Source organism: Nonomuraea sp. NPDC005983 (assembly GCF_040614375.1).
Classification (GTDB): domain Bacteria; phylum Actinomycetota; class Actinomycetes; order Streptosporangiales; family Streptosporangiaceae; genus Nonomuraea.
On record NZ_JBEXUP010000167.1, the window covers coordinates 1 to 18,316 of the forward strand.

Below are 18,316 nucleotides of genomic sequence, written 5' to 3' on the forward strand. Positions count from 1 at the left end.
AACTATTTTCCCCACCCCGTGGTTTTTCTGATCTGCGACCGCGCTGACCTGGGGGTGTGCGGGTGGGGGAGGGCGGCCTGGCTCTTGCCGTGGTGCGCCGTGGACTTGGCGCCGCGGGCCCCGCGGGACCACACCCACGGCCCCGGCCTGCGGCTGCCCAGCAGCGTCGCGGCGTGCATCAGCTGGCGCGCGCCGGCCAGCCGAGTGGTCTCCCGGGCCAGGCGGGAGTCGCCGACCCCGCTGAGGCGGCTGACACTCTTCGGTGCGGTCAGTTGCGCCGTGCCCAGCGCGAGGCTGACCATCCCGAGCATGCGGGCGAGCTTGTCGGTTTTGATGCTCATGCGTCCTCACATGGCTGATAGCTTTTCGTCCCCCGTGGACGGCGGACGTCCAGCGACCACGCACAGCCTCACACCCACCCCGACCGAGCGGCGCGGACGCGACGCGAGCCACACGAGCACGCGGACGCACCCGAAGCCGCGCGACGCGAGCCCGGTGCCTCCTCACCCGGCGGCCCGCAAGCCACCTGCCCAGGCCGCGCACCGACGTGTGACGTCAGGCCGGTGATCCGAGTCGCGCGGACGTGACCCGAGCGCTCGGACACGACAGGGACAACAGGTCCCCCCGTACGTCGCTCTCCGGTCGTGATCAGCTCTAGACGGACTTCCCCCGTGGCCTAGGCAGTACCCTCTTGGCCTGGGATGACACCATGGGTCACGCAATGGCCTCCCAGACGGCCTCGAATGCCGACTCGCTGATCTCGGTCAGCTCCCAGATCTCCAGCGGCTGGTCTGTGAGGAAGCCGTGCTCGTCCTGCAGGTGAGCCCACCAGTACCGGTGGGCGCCCCGCCGGCTGTCGACCTCGATCTGCCGGATCGCCCAGTGCTCCCCCTCGCCCTCGACGCTCTCGAACAGCCACACCCCGCCGTCCTCGTCATCGGCCCGCCAGTGGCGCCGTGGCTCGCCCGACTCGGCGAGCTGTCTGATCAGGGGTTGGCGAAGGTCGGGAAGCACGGTGCCCTCTCTTGCTCGGCGTGGATGGCCCCCGGTCACCCTGCCGGGAGCGTGGCGCTTCTGCCGTTCACCGGGGCGGGTCGCCGCCGGTCAACGGCACGCGCGTGTACATGCGGGCAAGGTAGCAGCCGCCTCCGACAATCCCGCGTGTGCGCGTTCAGCAGCCCATGCATCGGGGCTACCGGCTGCGGCGGCCGGCGGCGGTGGTGTACCGGAGCGGAGAACGGGCTCGGGACGGTGTGGCCGCCGTCTCGGGGTACACGAACTCGAACTACGTCCGCGCCGACCGGTACGTGTTGACGGCGATCTGGATGAATGAGTGGATCAACGGGCTCTCCCGCGCGGTCGCCCAGGCGACGACGAGGGGGCTCGGGGGCATGTCGGTGAGAGGCGCCAAGGTCAGCCCGTCGGGCAGGGCGTGGGTGAGGGGCGCGATACCGACCGTACCGTTCCAGAGGACGGCCTGGAGGCACTCGTTGACGGTGCGTACCACCAGGCCGGCGGGGCGTTCGCCGACAGGCGTCGCTCCATTCCAGTAGGCGCGCCAGATCGGGTCCGTGCCGTCCGGCAGCTGGAACCAGGGGCGATCGGCGAGGTCGGCCAGGCGGAGGGGGCCGCGGCCGGCGAGTGGGTCGTCCGTGCGCAGAACGACCCCGACCTGGTCGGAGCGCAGCATGCGCATGCTGATGCCGGTGTCGTCGAAGGGTGATCGGGTGAGTGCCACGTCGACCAGCCCGTTGCGCAGTCCGGTGGTGGGGTCGGTGAAGTCCGCCTCACGGAATCGGATCGAGACCTCGGGATGGTGGCGGCGGAATGTCGCGGCCAGGCGGGTGCCGGCCTCCCCGGCGCCGTCGGCGAGCGTGCCGACGGTGAGTGTCACGGCGCCGGCCGCCGCCGTCACTCGGGTGCGTGCCTGCTCGGCCTGTTCCAGCAGGGTGCCGGCCTCCGTGTACAGGGCGGCTCCGGCGGCAGTGAGCTCGACGCCGGTGGCCGAACGATGCAGCAGCACGACACCCAGGTCGGTTTCCAACTGCCTGATGGCCCGGCTCAGCGGTGGTTGCGTCATGTGCAGCCGGGCCGCGGCTCGCCCGAAGTGTCGTTCCTCGGCGACGGCGACGAAGTAGCGCAGCAGCCGAAACTCCATGAACGGCGATGATACCCATGCGGCATCGGGGGTGCGCGGTCGGTGTTGGACGCCGGCCGCGCGTCCGCGGGACAGTCGGATCATGTCTTCCGAACCTCTCACCCACGAGCCGGTCGTCGAGATCAGACAGGTCCAGGAACTCGGCCGCGACCTGGTGGTGATCCCGAACCGCGGGGTCGAGCTCGTGCCCAACATCGGCGTCATCGGCGGCAACCACTCCGTGCTGGTCGTCGAGACCGGCATGGGGCCGCGTAACGCTGAGAAGGTCCTCGCCTTCGCCTCCGAGTACGCCAAGGGCCGCAAGCTGTACCTGACCACGACGCATTTCCACCCCGAGCACGCGTTCGGCGCGCAGGTCTTCGCGGGCGAGGCGACGTACCTTGTCAACGGCGCGCAGGCCGCGGACCTCGCCGGCAAGGGGCCAGGCTATCTGGAGATGTTCCGCGGCCTCGGCACGCCGGTCGCGCGGCAGTTGGAAGGCGTCGAGCTGGCCACGCCGGACGCGGTCTACGACGACACGTACGAGCTCGACCTGGGCGGCCGGGTCGTGCGGATGCGTGCCACGGGGCGCGCTCACAGCAAGGGTGACCAGGTGGTGACCGTCCCCGACGCTGGTGTCCTGTTCACGGGTGATCTGGTCGAGGCCGGCCAGTTCTCGATCTTCCCGTGGTTCCCGCCGTATGACGTCGACGTCTCGGGACTGCGGTGGATCGAGGTGATGCGCCGCCTGATCGCCACCGACCCGCGTGTGGTGGTGCCGGGCCACGGCGATATTTCCGGCCCGCAGGTGCTCGTTGACGTCCGTGACTATCTTGAGCTGTTGCGTGATGAGACCTGGGTACGGCGTGACTCGGCGATGAGCACGGAGACCATCGTCGCCGAGGTCGAGGCGCTGATGATCCGGCGGCACCCGGAGTGGGCCGGGCAGGGGTGGATCGAGAAGGGCGTCGGCTGCTTCTGTGCGGAGCACGCGTGACGCGTCGGGAACGCGGCGAGCACCCGCCGACGCTGCTGGAACTGCTCGCGCCGGGCTACTACCAGGCGATGCTCTTCAACCGGCCCGTCGGCCCCGACCACGCCAGGACTCCGGTGGACCGGCTGCTCAGCCTGTCGCGCTGATCAGCGGTCGACGATCTCGTTCTTGCCGATCACCACGACCCCGCCCCTGGTCAGCGCGAACCGGGTGCGGTCGTAGTCCAGGTCGAAGCCGATCCGGGCGCCGTCGGGGATCACCACGTTCTTGTCGATGATCGCCTTGCGCACGATCGCACCCCTGCCGATCTTGACGTTCTCCATCAGCACGGAGTCCTCGACCAGCGAGTGCGAGTGCAGGACCACCTTGGGCGACAGGATCGACCGGCTCGCCGTGCCTCCCGAGACGATGACCCCGGGCGAGACCAGGGAGTCGAGCGCCCGGCCCACCCGGTCGCCCTCGTTGTGCACGAACTTGGCCGGAGGCAGCGGGTCGTGCCCGGTGAAGATCGGCCACTTGTCGTTGTAGAGGTTGAAGATCGGGTGCGCGGAGATGAGGTCCATGTGCGCCTCGTAGTAGGCGTCGAGGGTGCCGACGTCGCGCCAGTAGCCGCGGTCGCGCTCGCTCGACCCCGGCACGATGTTGTTCGCGAAGTCGTACACGTCGGCCCCGCCGGACTTCACCATCATCGGGATGATGTTCCCGCCCAGGTCGTGCTTGCTGGTGGGGTCGAGGGCGTCCTCCCGGAGCGCGTCGATCATGGCCTGGGTCTTGAACACGTAGTTGCCCATCGAGGCGAACACCTCGTCGGGTGAGTCGGCGAGCCCGACCGCGTCCTTCGGCTTCTCCCTGAAGGCGACGATCCTGCGCCCCTGCGGGTCGGTCTCGATCACACCGAACTGGTCGGCCAGCGACAGCGGCTGCCTGATCGCCGCGACCGTGACGTCGGAGCCGGAGTCCTCGTGCTGCTCGACCATCTGCCGGGGATCCATCCGGTAGATGTGGTCGGCCCCGAACACGATGACGTGCTCGGGCATCTCGTCATAGATGAGGTTCAGGTTCTGGAACAGCGCGTCGGCGGAGCCCGAGAACCAGCGCGGGCCCAGCCGCTGCTGCGCGGGCACCGGAGTCACGTAGTTGCCGAGCATGGCCGACAGCCGCCAGGTGCGCGAGACGTGGCGGTCGAGGCTGTGGTTCTTGTACTGGGTCAACACGACGATCTTCAGGAAGCCGCCGTTCGCCAGGTTCGACAGGACGAAATCGATCAGCCGATACATCCCGCCGAACGGCACCGCGGGTTTGGCCCGGTCCGCAGTGAGCGGCATGAGCCTCTTTCCTTCTCCACCTGCCAGCACGACCGCAAGTACCCTCCGCGACCTCATGCCCAGACGCTACCCTCAATTGGCCGATCTATCGACGAATCCTCGCCCGATACTCTCCCGTTGTGTCCCCTTTGTACGGGTGGGGCGGATCGAGCGTTGTCAGACGTTTGCTCGGTGATGTGTCCCGGATGCGTGCGCTGATCGTAAGGTCGTGTCATGCGTGTTGATCTGCTCAGCCGGGAGTATCCGCCTGAGGTGTACGGCGGGGCCGGAGTCCACATGGAGTACCTGGCCCGGGAGCTGCGGAGGCTGGCCGACGTCCGCGTCCGGTGCTTCGGCGGCGAGCGCGACGAGCCGGGCGTCAGCGCCTACCGGGTGCCCGCAGGGTTGCAGTCGGCCAACGCGGCCCTGCAGGTGCTCGGCGTGGACCTGGAGATGGCCGCCGCCTGTGAGGGCGCGGACGTGGTCCACTCGCACACCTGGTACGCCAACTTCGCCGGGCACGTCGCGAAGATGCTGCACGGAGTCCCGCACGTCGTCACCACGCACAGCCTGGAACCGCTGCGCCCGTGGAAGGCCGAGCAGCTCGGCGGCGGCTACACGATCTCGTCCTGGGCCGAGCGCACCGCCCTGGCCGGGGCCGACGCAGTGATCGCGGTGTCGGAGGGCATGCGGCGCGACGTGCTCGCCGCCTATCCCGAGATCTCCCCGGGCAGGGTGAGCGTCATCCACAACGGCATCGACACCGCCGAGTACGCCCCCGACCCCGGCGAGGACGTCCTCAACAAGCACGGCATCGACCCGCGCAGGCCGTACGTGATCTTCGTGGGGCGGATCACCCGGCAGAAGGGGCTGGTGCACCTGCTGCACGCGGCGCGCTCCTTCGACCCCGGCGCCCAGCTCGTCCTGTGCGCGGGAGCGCCTGACACGCCGGAGATCGCCGCCGAGGTGACGGAGCTGGTCAGGGGGCTCGACCGCGACGGCGTCTGCTGGATCTCCGAGATGCTGCCCAAGCCCGAGGTCATCCAGCTGCTCACGCACGCCGCCCTGTTCGTCTGCCCGTCGGTGTACGAGCCCATGGGGATCGTCAACCTGGAGGCGATGGCGTGCGAGACCCCGGTCGTGGCGACGGCCACGGGCGGCATCCCCGAGGTGGTCGCCGACGGCGAGACGGGCCTGCTCGTGCCCATCGACCAGGCCGCCGACGGCACCCCGCACGACCCGGCCCGCTTCGAGGCCGATCTCGCGGCACGCGTCAACGCCCTGCTGGCGGACCCGGCGCGGGCACGCGCGATGGGCGTGGCCGGCCGGGCCAGGGCCGTCGAGCACTTCTCGTGGGAGAGCGTCGCCCGCCGCACGATGGACCTGTACGCCTCGCTGCAGGGCTGAGCCGGCTCGGCGGCCGCCGCCGGGCTGGGGGCGGTCAGCTCAGCGAGATGTAGTGCAAGATCACGTTGTGGACGTGGTGCGCCTTGTTGTCGCCGCGGAAGTCCACCTCGTAGGTGTGCGTCCCGACGTGCACGGCGATCGAGCCGGACGAGAAGAACCCGCCGGCCAGCGACTTGTTGCTCACCACGCTCACCGCGGAGATCTTGCTGTAGGGGATACTGGTGATCGCCATCCGCTTGCCCACGAACGACTTGTCCTGGACGATCACCCGCCGGTCGGTCAGCCCGAGGAACCCGGTGCCCGCCCCGATGGCGTCGTACACGGCGATGATCTGCTCGCCCGGCAGGAGCCCGCTCTCGATCTGCTTGAGCTGCTCTTTCCGGTCGTAGGGGATGTCAGCCATGCCAGCAGAACGAACCGGGCCGCCCGGAGCGTTCCGCCATGACGGTTAGATCTCCGTGCGGCCGGTTCGGGGCCCCATGAGAAGGGCCTCACCCCGAAGGTGCTCACCCCGAAGGTGCCGCTCCTGAACCGCTCTCCCGGATGGGCTCCAGAATGACGACCGGGATCTCCCGGTCGGTCTTGTGCTGGTACTCGTCGTAGTCGGGCCACGTCCGCGTCATCAGCCCCCACAGCTCGGGCTTCTCCTCGTCGGTGGCCGTGCGGGCGCGGGCTCTGAACTTCTCGCCCTTCACCTGCACCTCCACCTCGGGATCGGCCTTCAGGTTGAGGTACCACTCCGGATGGCGGGGATCGCCTCCCTTGGAGGCGACGACGATGTAGTTGTCGCCGTGCTTCTGGTAGATGAGCGGCGTCGTATAGGACTTGCCCGACTTACGCCCCTTGGTGGTCAGGAGGAGGACCGTGGTGTTGTTCCAGTCATGCCCCTCGCGCCCGTCGGTCTCGCGGTAGCGGCGCACGTGTTCCTTGCCGTAAAGCATTCTCAGGAACTACCCGCTGCAGCGGGACAACTCTGGTGCGCAGGCCGATCTGTACGAGAAGTTGACCCTGCCGAGCGCTCACAGGTAGGGGCGGGTCACGCTGACGAGCTCCCTGGCGGCGTCGCGGGTGCCGACGGAGACGGCGGAGTCGGGGGTGCGCTCGCGGATGTCGCGGTCGCGGATCGCGAACACCGCCGGAGAGACGCCCACGTCGCCGTACCGGGACGTGACGGCGGCGCAGACCGCCCGGCGGACGTCGGCCACCACGCCGCGCGCGGTGTGGCCGGGGCCGGAGGCGGCGAGGTAGCCGAGCATCGCGGCGAAGCGCAGCTCCGCCTCCGCCGCGGGGCGCTGCCGCGGCAGCACCGGACGGTCGAGCCAGAAGACCTTGCCGGCCAGGAACCCGTCGTAGCTCGCATCGTCATGGCCGAGGGCGCGGGCCGTCTCGGCGAGCAGCTCGCCGAACTCCGCCAGGTCTGCCCGGGGCGGCAGGTCGGTGGTGACGAACAGCGGCACGATCAGCGAGTCGAGCATCTGAGTATCCCTCCGTGAGGAGGCTCATCGTAGGGGCCACCACCGACAATCCCGGGGTACGCGCGCCGTGTCACCCCCCAGGCCGTTCGCCGACGGGTCTGCGGGGGGCGGAAGACCTCAGCGTGGTGGGCTTCGACGCCCTTCCGCTGTCGAAGTCGGCCTGGCCACCGAGCTGATCGTCCGCGAGAGCACGGCCGCTCTCTGACCTGATGGGTGTCCGGGCCTCCGAGAGGTTGCGGTGGCCCGGACGTTCAGGCGTCCGTCAGGACGCGAGCTGGCTTCCGTAGGCGCGCGCGACGAGGTCGGCGATCGCGCTGTGCGCGCCGAGTGGCTCGGCGTGGCCGGCGTCGATCGCGGCGGCGGCCTGCTGGACGAGGTCCGCAGGGGCCTCGTGGCCGATGAGGCAGGGAGAGATGGCCAGGCGTTGTGCGCCCGCGGCCCGCAGCCGCTGGGCGGCCATCTGCACGCCGGGCTCGCTGTCGAGGGAGGCGGCGACGACGGGCAGGGTGAGGCGGGAGGCCAGCAGCACCGCGGTGGCCTGGACGCCGTGCACGGCGCGCTCGCCGCCCACGGTGACGAGGATGACGGCGTCGACGGGGCTGGAGACGTTCAGCAGGCGGACCCGGTCGGCCCTGGCCAGGCCGCGCTCGGCGAGCCTGATGTGCAGCGCTTCCGCGAGCAGCGGGTGAGGGCCGAGCGCCTCGGTGACGACCGCGCCCGACCCGCTGGCCGCGACGGCCTTGCCGATGGCCGCGAGCACGGCCGGATCGTCCCAGGTGAGCAGCGGCACCACGACGGCGTCGCGCCCCGAGGGCAGCGAGTCGGCCAGCTCGTCGACCGGAGACAGGCGCACCTCGATCTGCGGGTTGTCGACCCGGACCACGGCGGCGATCTCGGCCGCCACGCCCTCGGCGCTGCCCGGCGCCGCGAGCACGAGCATGGGGGCGTCCGGAGGCAAGGAGGTGGGCACGGGACGGCGGTGGCGACCGCCGCCCGGCCGGGGGGCGCGTTCACGTACAGGCAGGCTCACAGCCGCGCAGTTTATGCCCATTCAGCCTGCGGCGTTAGTTGAAATGGCAGCATTTCAATCACAACGCGCGGGGTGTGACCGAGATCACATTGTAATAGGCAAAAACGTTGACTTATCGACACAAAACGGCAAACTCAACAGCAACTAGAAACGCGTTCTAGAGCGACAGTCAAACACCGTCCCCGGAGGATGGGAATGAAGCCGTTCTATGTCCGCGAACTGAGCGTCTACCCGGTGGGCGCGCGCCGCATCCGCCTGCTGGCGATCGCCGTCCTGGCGAGTCTGGTGGCCAACTTCGAGACCACGATCGCCACCGTCCTTCCCCTGCTGATGAAGGACCTGGGCATGTCGCTCACGGTCTACGGGCAGATCGCGGCGGTGTCCGTGCTGGTGGGAGGGCTGTCGGCCGCGTTCGGCGGCATCCTGTCCGACCGGTGGGGGCGCGTCACCATCCTGGTGCCCACGCTCACGGTCACCGCCGCCTGCAACTTCCTGCTCGCCACCGTCGACTCCGTGGGCGGGCTGTTCGCCGTGCGCTGCCTGATGCTGTTCATCGAGGGCGCGGGCATCACGATCACCGCGTCGCTGGTGCGTGACTTCTCGCCCCGGATGGGCAGGGCGCAGGCGTTCGCCTTCTGGACGTGGGGCCCGGTCGGCGCGTCCTTCCTGGCCTCCGCGCTGGCCGGCCTCACCCTGCCGCTGTTCGGCGACCGCTGGCAGTCACAGGCGATCATCATGGGAGTCGTCTCGCTCGTCCTGTGCGCGATCATCATCTGGCAGGTCGCCGAGCCGTCCGCGGCGCTGCGGGCACAGGTGCTCAAGGCCGAGTCGGCGGTCAGCGCCGAGGAGAAGATCGACCCCGGCAGGCTCAGGGAGCTGTTCAGGCACCCGCACCTGTGGGCGCACGTGCTCGGCAACACCGGCTGGCAGGTCCTCTACTGGACCTTCGCCATCTTCGGCCAGACGATCCTGACGAGCACGTTCAAGATGCAGACGGCCGCCGCCAACGGCGTGGTCGCGCTCGGCATCGTGCTGAACGCGCTGGCCGTCATCGTGGTCGGCCGCGCCTCCGACCGGCTGCAGCTGCGCAAGCCGTTCACCGCGGTGGGCACCGTCCTGACGATCGCGACACTCGGCTACTTCGTCGGCCTCATCGGCGAGGACGTCTCTCCCACCCACGTCACGCTCGTCTACGCGCTGCTCTTCCTGTTCCTGGGCGTCGCCTACGTGCCCTGGATGGCGAACTTCTCCGAGGACGCCGAGGACGTCGACTCCCGCCTCCAGGGCGCCGCGCTGGGCATCTGGGGCATGGTCGTCAGGGTCATGGTCGTGGCGCTGCTGGTCGTCTCGCCGCTGGTGGTCGAGGCCGGCGGGTGGGGCGCCTGGCTACTGGCCGCCCTGGCCGGCCAGGTGGTCTTCCTGCTGTCGATGGCGGCCTACAAGGGCCGCTGGCGGACGTCCCGCGCCGCCTCACCGGAGGTCGCGGCCTGACAGCCGGTTGAGCGCGGTGCCGCCGGTGAAGCGTCCGGCCGAGCGCCACACGGCCAGGAACGTGTCCTGCAGCGCGTCGTCGACCGCTGGCGCAGGGTTCTCGGCGCGTGGGGACCGCGTGGGGACCGCGGTTGTCAGCGCGAGGGGATCACGACCGACTGCGGGTTGCCCGGCGCGTACACGGTGATGCCCTGGGGGAGGGACTTCAGCTTGTCGATCTCGGCGCAGGCCGGACACTTGTCGTAGCCGTCCTGCCTGGCCTGGTTCGCGTCCGCCTCCGCCTTGGCCTCGGCCACCCGCGCCTGGGCCTCCGAGACGGCGGCGTCGGCGGCCAGCGACCTGTCGACCGCCTGCTGCACCTCGGCCGGGAGCATGACCTTGACCAGCGTGAAGCGCGGCCCGGTGAGGAAGTCGCCGCCCAGCGTCCGGGGCAGGTCGCGGGCCAGGGTGGCGTTGACCCCGTCCTGCACCTTGGTGATGTTCGTGTTGCTGTCGCCCGCCCTGGCGGCGGCCCCTGGCTGCTTCAGCAGCCCGCAGGACGGGACCAGCTCGGCGCAGCGCATCGCGCCGAGCTGGGTGCGCAGCGCGTTGTCGACCACCGGACGGACCGCCTGGCCGAAGAAGGCGGTCCAGCCGTCGTCGCCGTCCCATGGGGAGAGCGAGCGGTTGTCCTGTGCGCGGAAGGTGCGGGTGCCGTACTTGTCGTCGAACGTCTTCAGCGTCTCGTGGTCCAGGTTGAGCGTGAAGTACAGCGTGCCCTCGATGCCCAGGTTCACGCCGTCGCTGCTGGGCACGGTCACCACGTCGACGCCGAGGGTGGTGGCGCGCTTGGCGTCGGCGGTGATCGTGTAGAAGCGCTGCTGCGCCGGGTAGGAGTGGCTGGACGACCACATGCCGGTCCAGGTCAGGGCCGAGCCCGGGTCGATGATCTGGCGGACCTGGTTGTCGTCGAACAGGCCGCCGTCGCGGATCACGGCGACCTCGCCGCCTTCGGTGCTCCGCAGCCCGCCGACGGCCCCGACGAGCGTGGGGATCGCGGCCAGCACGGCGACGACGAGCAGGACGATTCTCAGACGTGTCAAGGGGGACCTCCCGCGCGGGCGGCGGTGGCAGCCGCCGCCCGCGGCTTTCGCGGCGATACGTGCGGGACGGGGGTCAGGCGCCGCGCTGCGGCTCCTGCTCTTCGGAGGTGAGATCTTCGGAGGTGAGATCGAGGTCGCGGGTCTCGGGCGCGATGGCCAGGCCCACGGCCGTGACGGCCAGGGCGACCACCACGTACAGCGACACCGCGAGCGTGGTGCCGTACGCGTCGAACAGCTTGAGCGCGATGATCGGCGCCAGCGCCCCGCCGACGATCCCGGCCACCTGGTAGCCCATGGACGCGCCGCTGTAGCGCAGCCGGGTGCTGAACAGCTCGGCGATGAACGCGGCCTGCGGGCCGTACATCGCGGCGTGCGTCACCAGCGCCACCACGGCGGCCAGCACGATCAGCGGGACCGACCTGGTGTCGAGCAGCGGGAAGAACGCGAACACCCACACGGCCGCGCCCACCACGCCCGCCAGATACACCGGCCGCCTGCCGACACGGTCCGACAGCGCGCCGAACAACGGGATCAGCACCAGTTGCAGGGCGGACGCGATCAGCACCGCGTTCAGCCCGACCGAGCGCTCCAGCTTCAGCTGCCCGGTGATGTAGACGAGGATGTAGGCGGTGAAGATGTAGAAGGCCACGTCCACGCCGATGCGCGCGGTGAACGCAGAGAGCAGGGCTCGCGGGTGCGTCCGCAGCACCTCGACCAGCGGCATCCGCGCCTTCGCGCCCTGCCGCGCGACCTCGGCGAACAGCGGCGACTCGGTCACCTGTAGCCGCACCCAGAGGCCGACCAGCACCAGCACGCCCGACAGCAGGAACGGCACCCGCCATCCCCACGACAGGAACGCCGCGTCCGACAGCGAGAACGACAGGATCGCCAGCAGCCCGGTGGCCAGCACGTACCCGGCCGGGACACCGACCTGCGGCCAGCTCGCGTTGAAGCCGCGCCGGCGGTCGCCGCCGTGCTCCAGCGACATGATCACCGCGCCGCCCCACTCGCCGCCGAGCCCGAGACCCTGCACGAACCGGAGCGTGGCCAGCATGATCGGCGCGGCGGCGCCCACGCTGTCGTAGCCGGGCAGCACGCCGATGAGGAACGTCGAGACGCCCATCACCAGCAGGGTCACGACGAGCACGGTCTTGCGTCCCGCGCGGTCGCCGAAATGGCCGAACACGATCCCGCCCAGGGGCCTGGCGACGAACGCCACGGCGTTGGTGGTCAACGCCAGGAGGGTGGCGTTCAGCGGGTCGAAGGTGGGGAAGAACAGCTTGCCGAACACCAGGGTCGCGGCCGTGGTGTAGAGGAAGAAGTCGTACCACTCCAGGGACGTGCCGATCAGGCTGGCGAGGATCACCCGCCGGGTCTGCTGGGGGGAGCCGGGCATCGGATCGCTCCTTTGACGAGAGGGGGACTTCTTCAACGTAAGGATCGTTGAACAATTCGACAAGAGGTTTGTTCGATGATTCGCTGTCGAATGTGGACAACGGCGTTGCTGGTCTCGAACAGGACCGTGGTCGGCTGGGGCGTAGCAGCACGGCTGAGCGGGTGGCCGACATCCTGCGCGACCGCATCAGCGAAGGCTTCTTCGAGCCGGGTCAGCGCCTGTCGGAGGAGGCCATCTCCGAGGCGCTCGGCGTCTCACGCAACACGCTGCGCGAGGCGTTTCGGCTGCTCGGCCACGAGCGCCTGCTCGACCACCGGCTCAACAGGGGAGTCTTCGTCCGCATCCTGTCGGCCGAGGACGTGGCGGACCTGTACCGGGTGCGCCGGGTGATCGAGGGCGCGGCCGTGCGGCGCAGCGCGCCGAAGCAGGTGCTGGCCGTGATCAGGGAGGCGGTCGCCGCCGCCGAGCGGGCCGCGGCCGAGGACGACTGGCAGAGCGTCGGCACCGCGAACATCCGTTTCCACCAGGCCCTCGTCGCGCTCAACGGCAGCCCCAGGCTCGACGAGGCGATGCGCCAGTTGCTGGCGGAGCTGCGCCTCGTCTTCCACGTCATGAAGAACCCGCGCACCTTGCACGAGCCCTTCGTCGACCGTAACCACGAACTACTCGAACTTCTCGAAGCCGGACGCCACGAGGAGGCCGCCGCCTTCCTCACCGCCTATCTCGACGACGCCGAGGAACTTCTCGTCCGCGCCTACGAGCCGAACCGCTAACGTTCCCCGCATGGCCAGGACCTTCACACCCGACGAGGCCCGCGCACTGATGCCCGCGATCATCGTGGAGGTCGGCGAGCTGGTCGCGGCCCGCGCCGACCTGCGCGAGATCTCCGTCGACCGCGAGAACACCGGCTCGTCGGCTCTCGGCGGCATCCCCGAGCTCAAAGCGCTCGAAGCCCGCATCCAGGAGATCATCAGCGGCTGGCAGCAGCAGGGCATCGCGGTGAAGGGCATCGCGCCCGTTCTGCTCGACTTCCCGTCCGTGCGCGAGGGCGTGCCGGTCCTGCTCTGCTGGGTTGAGGGCGAGCCGGAGCTGGCCTGGTACCACCGCGCCGACCTGGGCTTCTCTGGACGCCGCCCGCTCACCTAGCGCCGCGCAGCCGATCGCCACCTGGTTGTGCCGGATCCGTGGCCGACCTGTGACCAACTGGTCACGGCGGGCACGGGTCTAACCCGGTGAGCGAAAGGATCACCGCCATGAGGCACACCTCAGTGTCCGCCGCGCTCCTGGCTGCGGCGGTCATCGGCGGGCTGGGGATCCCACCCAGCGCCGCCCAGGCCCAGACGGGCCCGCCCGCGGCCAGAGCCGCGTGGATCAAGTCCTGCGCCGGCAAGAGCGACCTGAACCGCCCCTGCGGGCACTGGCAGCTCGTCCTGCGCGACGGGCGCACGACCGTCCTGCGCGACGCCTCGCCCACCACGACCGACCACCGCGGCCACAAGGTCTCGGAGCCCGGCGCGCTCGCCCTCAGCGGCGACGGCCGCACCGTCGTCTACGAGCGGGCCCGCGACCACCGGCTGGTCGTCAGGCCGGTGGCCGGGGGGCCGGTCCGCGAGCTGCCCAGATCCCTGGTGCCGAAGGGGTGCGGCAACGACGATCTCACCGTCTACGTGTCGCCGTCCGGCGACAAGGTGCTGGTCGACTGCGCGGACGACGCCGACCGCGTGCCCAGCCAGGTGCTGACGCTCGCCACCGGCAAGGTCGTCCAGATCCCCGGCAGGGACACGCCGGAGGGCTTCAGCGCCGACGGTGACGAGGTCCTGGCACATCGCAACCCCACGGACAACACGATCGCCGAGGTCGCGTACCGGCTCGACGGCACCTCCGTCGTGCGTACGCCGCCGCAGGTCGTGGCGAACGCCGCCACCCTCGCGCTGGCCGCCGACGGGCAGACGGTCGCCGTGGTCGTCTCGGGCGATCCCGACCGGAAGAAGCGGCCGAGGCTGCGCACGTACGACCTGCGGACCGGGGAGCTGTCCGGGGGCGTCGACCTCGCGTTGAAGCCCGACGAGACGCCGTATCACGTCCAGTGGGGAGCAGACGGCAAGCTCACGGCCTACGTCCAGACGGACGAGGTTGAGACGACGGCGGTGGTACGGGAGTTCACCGTCGACACCGAGACCGGCGCGGCCACGCAGACCGACCGGTTCACCATCAGCAAGAACAGGTACGCCCACGTCCTGGCGGGGGAGTGAAGGACATGAAGACCAAGATCACCATGGCCGTCGCCGCCGGGCTGACCGCGATCGCGACGGCGTCCGCGGGCGTCTCGCCCGCCTCGGCCTCCACGACGGGTGAGGCCGTTGCGGCGCCCGCGGCTGGACGGGCCGGGTTCGTGGCGGCGCCTGCGGCTCGGCAGACGGGGGTTTCAGCGGCGGCCGCCACCGAGGCGCACCACGGACACGACAGCATCCGGTACGCCTCGATCAAGGGCTGCTCGACGAAGGACGGCGCGCCGAAGCCGTGCGGCAAGTGGCGGCTCGTCATGCACGACGGCATGACGCGGCTGCTGCCCGACGCCCAGACCACCGCCCTCGACGCGAAAGGCAAGCCCGCGGTCTACAACGCCGCGCCGATCGCCGTCAGCGGCAACGGCCGGAGCGTCGCCTACTTCACCAAGTCGGGCCGGCTCGCCGTCCGGACGCTGGGGGGCGGCGTCAAGCTCCTGGCCAAGGACGCGCTGCCGCGCGTCGCCCAGTACGACGTGACGCTCAAGATGTCGGACGACGGCGCCAAGCTGGCCGCCGCCCTGGGCGGCGACAAGCCCAAGGCCACCCGCCTCTTCGACACCGCCACCGGCCGGCTGCTCGGCACGGTGCCGGCGGAGGAGACTCCGCTCGGCTTCAGCGCCGACGGAGGCGAACTGCTGGCCAGCGCCGACGGCGGCGAGTCCGTGACGGACCTGACGGCCTACAGCGACACCGGCGAGCGGCTCCTGAAGGCCACCCCGCCGCAGGTCGTCTCGGCGAACGGCCCGCAGGCCCTGTCGGGCGACGGCAGGACGGTGGCGAACGTCGTCCGCTCCCGCAAGCCCGAACTGGTCCTCTGGGACATGCAGACCGACCAGGTCACCCGCAAGAAGATCAAGCTCCCGGCCGGGGACCTGATGATGGTCGACTGGACGGGCGAGACCCAGGTCACCCTGCACCTCCAGAAGGGCTCCACGATCACGATCGTCCAGATCGACACGGAGACCGGAGCGGTCAGGCAGCGCGACAGGTACGCCTTCCTGAAGGACACCTTCGTCTTCGCGGCCTGCGGCGGCTGACGGACGACCGCCGCGCGGGCGGCGAAGCCGGGGGGAGCCCCGCCGCCCGCCCCCACGCAGCCGACGACCGGCCCATGCCAGGCGGGACGGTCCGCGTACCGGGCGGGACGAACCCCACCCGGCAGGGCGGTCCGCGCACTGCAGGCGCACCAGCATGGTCGTGCCCGAGATGGACACCTTGGGGCCAGAGTCGCCCGCGCGAGCCTCCTGTTGCGCGCGAGAGCGGCGAATCCAGCGGACGAGCTGCTCCGCCTGGCCTCCCGTATATATCTACCTGGCCGAATTCCGGAGAGAGCTGTGTCGGATGCGGACCGTGACCGATACTTGTGCCGTGGGGGCGATCGTTCGGTCTGTACGAACTGCGTGCCGCGCAGACCGAACGGTTGCTTTGCCCCCATGAACCCGGGCGGCGAAGCGCGCCTGGCTGGCGGACGAGGCCCGGACGCGCCGGTGACTTCCCGTCTTCAAGGGGCACTCGAATGGGTGTTTGAAGAAGGGCGTAGTATCGCCTGCATGACGGCTGTATTCCAAGCATCTTTGCTGGACCTCGATGAGGAGCCGGCCGTCGGGCCGCTCGCCTCGACGGTCCGCCGGACGTACCTCGGCCAGGGAGCGTGGATCGACGTCAGGCCGGGCTGGATGGCCGGTGCCGACGCGCTGTTCGACCGGCTGGCGGAGGGGGTTCCGTGGCGCGGGGAGCGGCGGCGCATGTACGACCGGGTCGTGGACGTCCCGCGGCTGCTCAAGTTCTACGACGAGGGTGAGCGGCTGCCCGATCCGTCCCTCGACGAGGCGCTGGCGGCGCTCAACGCGTACTACGGCGAGGAGCTGGGCGAGCCGTTCCGCACGGCGGGGCTGTGCTTCTACCGCGACGGGCGCGACAGCGTGGCCTGGCACGGCGACACCATCGGACGGGGCAGCACCGAAGACACCATGGTCGCGATCATCTCGGTGGGCACCCCGCGGCCGCTGTTGCTGCGTCCCCGGGGCGGCGGCCACTCCATCCGCCACGACCTGGGGCACGGCGACCTCATCGTCATGGGGGGAAGCTGCCAGCGCACCTGGGAGCACGCCGTCCCGAAGACCGCCCGCCCCACAGGGCCCCGCATCAGCATCCAGTTCCGGCCGCGCGGGGTCCGCTGACCGGCCAGGCCGGGTCTCGCGCTCACCCGCGCACCTGATCCGGGTCCCCGTTCGATCACGAAGGCCGGGCCGGGGCACGTCCGCACAAGGGCTTGCTCGTACGATCACACACGACGCGACGGGACCGTCGCGTCGTGTGCGTGGGAATCCTTGGCTGGGTCAGAGAGGAGAGCAGGTGCGGCACCAGGTCGATGATGACGGGCTCGTGCAACTACTCACCCCCGACGGGGTGCGGGTCGAACATCCCGAGTACGACGTGGACCTGTCCCAGAGCCAGTACCGCGGGTTGTACCGGGACATGGCGCTCGTGCGCCGGATCGACCGGGAGGCGTTCGCCCTTCAGCGCCTCGGCGAGCTCGGCATGTGGATCCCCTGCCTCGGGCAGGAGGCCGCCCAGATCGGCTCGGGGCGCGCGCTCGAACCAGGTGATCACGCGTTCCCGTCCTACCGGGAGCACGGGGTGGCGTGGTGCCGCGGGGTCGAGCCGGTGAGCCTCATGGGCCTGGTGCGCGGCACGACCCACGGCGGGTGGAATCCGGAGGAAACGGGATTTCACCTGTACACGATCGTCATCGGCTCCCAGACCCTGCACGCCGTCGGGTACGCGATGGGCGTACGGATGGACGGCGCGGGCTCCGCCGTCGTGGCCTATTTCGGGGACGGCGCCGCCAGCCAGGGCGACGTCAACGAGGCGCTCAACTTCGCGGCGGTCTTCGACGCCCCGGTCGTGTTCTTCTGCCAGAACAACCAGTGGGCCATTTCGCAGCCGGCGGAGCGGCAGACCCGGGTGCCGCTGTACCAGCGTGCTCACGGCTTCGGCATTCCGGGCGTCCGCGTCGACGGCAACGACGTGCTGGCGTGCCTGGCCGTGACGCGAGCGGCGCTGGCCCGCGCCCGGAGCGGCGGGGGGCCGATGCTCATCGAGGCCTTCACCTACCGGATGGGGCCGCACACCACGTCCGACGACCCTGGGCGCTACCGGCCCTCCGAAGAGCTGGAGGTCTGGCAGAAGAGGGACCCGATCCAGCGGATGAGGTCGTTTCTCCTGCGCGAGGGCCTGGCCGACGACGCCTTCTTCGCGGAGGTCGACGAGGAGGGCGACCGGCTGGCTCTCGAACTGCGTCAGGGCGTCGTCGCGCTGCCGGACCCCTCGGTCGACGACCTCTTCCGCCATGTCTACGCCGACAAGCACGCGCCGCTCGAACAGGAGCAGGCGTGGTACGCGGGCTACCTGGACCAGTTCGAGTCCTGAAGGCCCGACCTGGAAGGCCGGGCCGAGGAGTCAGCGAAGGGTGAGGCGGGCGATCCTGCCCTGTTCGCCGGACGCCCAGCAGGCCAGGTCGGGCGTGCAGGACACGGTGTCGAAGGAGCCGGTGTCGAACGTCTGCCACGTCCTGCCGCCGGTGTACGTCACGTCGCTCCCCGACGGGCCGACCGCGACGGCCGCGAACGGCAGGTGGGGCACCCACGTGACGCCCGACCGGTAGGCGGGCGGCGGGGTGGCGGCGGGCTGCCAGGTGGCGCCGCCGTCG

Annotated in this window: 20 protein-coding genes and 1 pseudogene; 10 read left to right on the forward strand and 11 right to left on the reverse strand. The window is 70.4% G+C overall.

The window, feature by feature from the left end:
- Window positions 1–2 precede the first annotated feature (2 nt).
- The 3 genes from ABZ297_RS40860 to ABZ297_RS40870 form a co-directional block, all read right to left on the reverse strand.
- The gene (locus ABZ297_RS40860; protein ID WP_355357874.1) at window positions 3–341 is read right to left on the reverse strand and encodes a hypothetical protein; all 339 of its coding nucleotides are present in this window, start codon (window positions 339–341) and stop codon (window positions 3–5) included.
- Between the two features lie 373 nt (window positions 342–714).
- Window positions 715–1,014: a hypothetical protein gene (locus tag ABZ297_RS40865; protein WP_355357877.1), complete on the reverse strand. Its 300-nt coding sequence runs from the start codon at window positions 1,012–1,014 to the stop codon at window positions 715–717.
- Window positions 1,015–1,285: 271 nt separating this feature from the next.
- Window positions 1,286–2,158: a LysR substrate-binding domain-containing protein gene (locus tag ABZ297_RS40870; protein ID WP_355357880.1), complete on the reverse strand. Its 873-nt coding sequence runs from the start codon at window positions 2,156–2,158 to the stop codon at window positions 1,286–1,288.
- Window positions 2,159–2,240: 82 nt separating this feature from the next.
- Between ABZ297_RS40870 and ABZ297_RS40875 the strand changes: the two genes are divergently transcribed.
- Together ABZ297_RS40875 and ABZ297_RS40880 are read left to right on the forward strand one after the other, a co-directional pair.
- Window positions 2,241–3,134, forward strand: coding sequence for an MBL fold metallo-hydrolase (locus tag ABZ297_RS40875; protein ID WP_355357883.1), 894 nt, complete (start codon window positions 2,241–2,243; stop codon window positions 3,132–3,134).
- On the forward strand, window positions 3,131–3,277 hold the full coding sequence (locus tag ABZ297_RS40880; protein ID WP_355357886.1) for a hypothetical protein: 147 nt from the start codon (window positions 3,131–3,133) through the stop codon (window positions 3,275–3,277). The genes ABZ297_RS40875 and ABZ297_RS40880 overlap by 4 nt, the downstream gene beginning before the upstream one ends.
- On the opposite strand, the gene glgC is transcribed toward ABZ297_RS40880, so the two are convergent.
- The gene (glgC, locus tag ABZ297_RS40885; protein ID WP_355357889.1) at window positions 3,278–4,513 is read right to left on the reverse strand and encodes a glucose-1-phosphate adenylyltransferase; all 1,236 of its coding nucleotides are present in this window, start codon (window positions 4,511–4,513) and stop codon (window positions 3,278–3,280) included. It lies immediately after the preceding gene.
- Between the two features lie 156 nt (window positions 4,514–4,669).
- Between glgC and glgA the strand changes: the two genes are divergently transcribed.
- Window positions 4,670–5,842, forward strand: a complete 1,173-nt coding sequence (gene glgA, locus ABZ297_RS40890; RefSeq protein WP_355357892.1) for a glycogen synthase — start codon at window positions 4,670–4,672, stop codon at window positions 5,840–5,842.
- Window positions 5,843–5,876: 34 nt separating this feature from the next.
- Here the strand turns inward: glgA and ABZ297_RS40895 are convergent, their stop codons facing one another.
- From ABZ297_RS40895 to ABZ297_RS40910, 4 genes are all read right to left on the reverse strand, one after another.
- Window positions 5,877–6,245, reverse strand: a complete 369-nt coding sequence (locus tag ABZ297_RS40895; protein WP_355357895.1) for a PH domain-containing protein — start codon at window positions 6,243–6,245, stop codon at window positions 5,877–5,879.
- Window positions 6,246–6,348: 103 nt separating this feature from the next.
- Window positions 6,349–6,783 (reverse strand): nitroreductase family deazaflavin-dependent oxidoreductase, encoded by a 435-nt coding sequence (locus ABZ297_RS40900; protein ID WP_355357898.1) that lies wholly within the window; start codon window positions 6,781–6,783, stop codon window positions 6,349–6,351.
- A 78-nt stretch (window positions 6,784–6,861) separates the two neighbouring features.
- Window positions 6,862–7,317: a hypothetical protein gene (locus ABZ297_RS40905; protein WP_355357901.1), complete on the reverse strand. Its 456-nt coding sequence runs from the start codon at window positions 7,315–7,317 to the stop codon at window positions 6,862–6,864.
- 262 nt (window positions 7,318–7,579) lie between these two features.
- Window positions 7,580–8,347 carry a hypothetical protein gene (locus tag ABZ297_RS40910; protein ID WP_355357904.1) on the reverse strand — a complete coding sequence of 256 codons (768 nt, stop codon included), beginning with the start codon at window positions 8,345–8,347 and terminating at the stop codon, window positions 7,580–7,582.
- 195 nt (window positions 8,348–8,542) lie between these two features.
- Between ABZ297_RS40910 and ABZ297_RS40915 the strand changes: the two genes are divergently transcribed.
- Window positions 8,543–9,838 (forward strand): MFS transporter, encoded by a 1,296-nt coding sequence (locus ABZ297_RS40915; RefSeq protein ID WP_355357907.1) that lies wholly within the window; start codon window positions 8,543–8,545, stop codon window positions 9,836–9,838.
- A 134-nt stretch (window positions 9,839–9,972) separates the two neighbouring features.
- Here the strand turns inward: ABZ297_RS40915 and ABZ297_RS40920 are convergent, their stop codons facing one another.
- Entirely contained in the window at window positions 9,973–10,920 is a 948-nt protein-coding gene (locus ABZ297_RS40920; RefSeq protein WP_355357910.1) for an SPFH domain-containing protein, read from the reverse strand.
- Window positions 10,921–10,993: 73 nt separating this feature from the next.
- A complete protein-coding gene (locus ABZ297_RS40925) occupies window positions 10,994–12,316 on the reverse strand; it encodes an MFS transporter (protein ID WP_355357913.1) in 1,323 nt (440 codons plus the stop codon).
- 92 nt (window positions 12,317–12,408) lie between these two features.
- Between ABZ297_RS40925 and ABZ297_RS40930 the strand changes: the two genes are divergently transcribed.
- From ABZ297_RS40930 to pdhA, 6 genes are all read left to right on the forward strand, one after another.
- Entirely contained in the window at window positions 12,409–13,089 is a 681-nt protein-coding gene (locus ABZ297_RS40930; protein ID WP_355357916.1) for a GntR family transcriptional regulator, read from the forward strand.
- Window positions 13,090–13,099: 10 nt separating this feature from the next.
- Window positions 13,100–13,462 carry a DUF2203 domain-containing protein gene (locus tag ABZ297_RS40935; RefSeq protein WP_355357919.1) on the forward strand — a complete coding sequence of 121 codons (363 nt, stop codon included), beginning with the start codon at window positions 13,100–13,102 and terminating at the stop codon, window positions 13,460–13,462.
- A 107-nt stretch (window positions 13,463–13,569) separates the two neighbouring features.
- Window positions 13,570–14,568 carry a hypothetical protein gene (locus ABZ297_RS40940; protein ID WP_355357922.1) on the forward strand — a complete coding sequence of 333 codons (999 nt, stop codon included), beginning with the start codon at window positions 13,570–13,572 and terminating at the stop codon, window positions 14,566–14,568.
- Window positions 14,569–14,573: 5 nt separating this feature from the next.
- Window positions 14,574–15,641, forward strand: coding sequence for a hypothetical protein (locus ABZ297_RS40945; RefSeq protein WP_355357925.1), 1,068 nt, complete (start codon window positions 14,574–14,576; stop codon window positions 15,639–15,641).
- A gap of 513 nt (window positions 15,642–16,154) precedes the next feature.
- Complete coding sequence (locus ABZ297_RS40950; protein ID WP_355357928.1) at window positions 16,155–16,784, forward strand: alpha-ketoglutarate-dependent dioxygenase AlkB; 630 nt, start codon at window positions 16,155–16,157, stop codon at window positions 16,782–16,784.
- 175 nt (window positions 16,785–16,959) lie between these two features.
- On the forward strand, window positions 16,960–18,036 hold the full coding sequence (gene pdhA / locus ABZ297_RS40955; RefSeq protein WP_355357931.1) for a pyruvate dehydrogenase (acetyl-transferring) E1 component subunit alpha: 1,077 nt from the start codon (window positions 16,960–16,962) through the stop codon (window positions 18,034–18,036).
- Between the two features lie 30 nt (window positions 18,037–18,066).
- Here the strand turns inward: pdhA and ABZ297_RS40960 are convergent.
- A pseudogene (locus tag ABZ297_RS40960) lies at window positions 18,067–18,316 on the reverse strand (oxidoreductase); the annotation flags it as partial.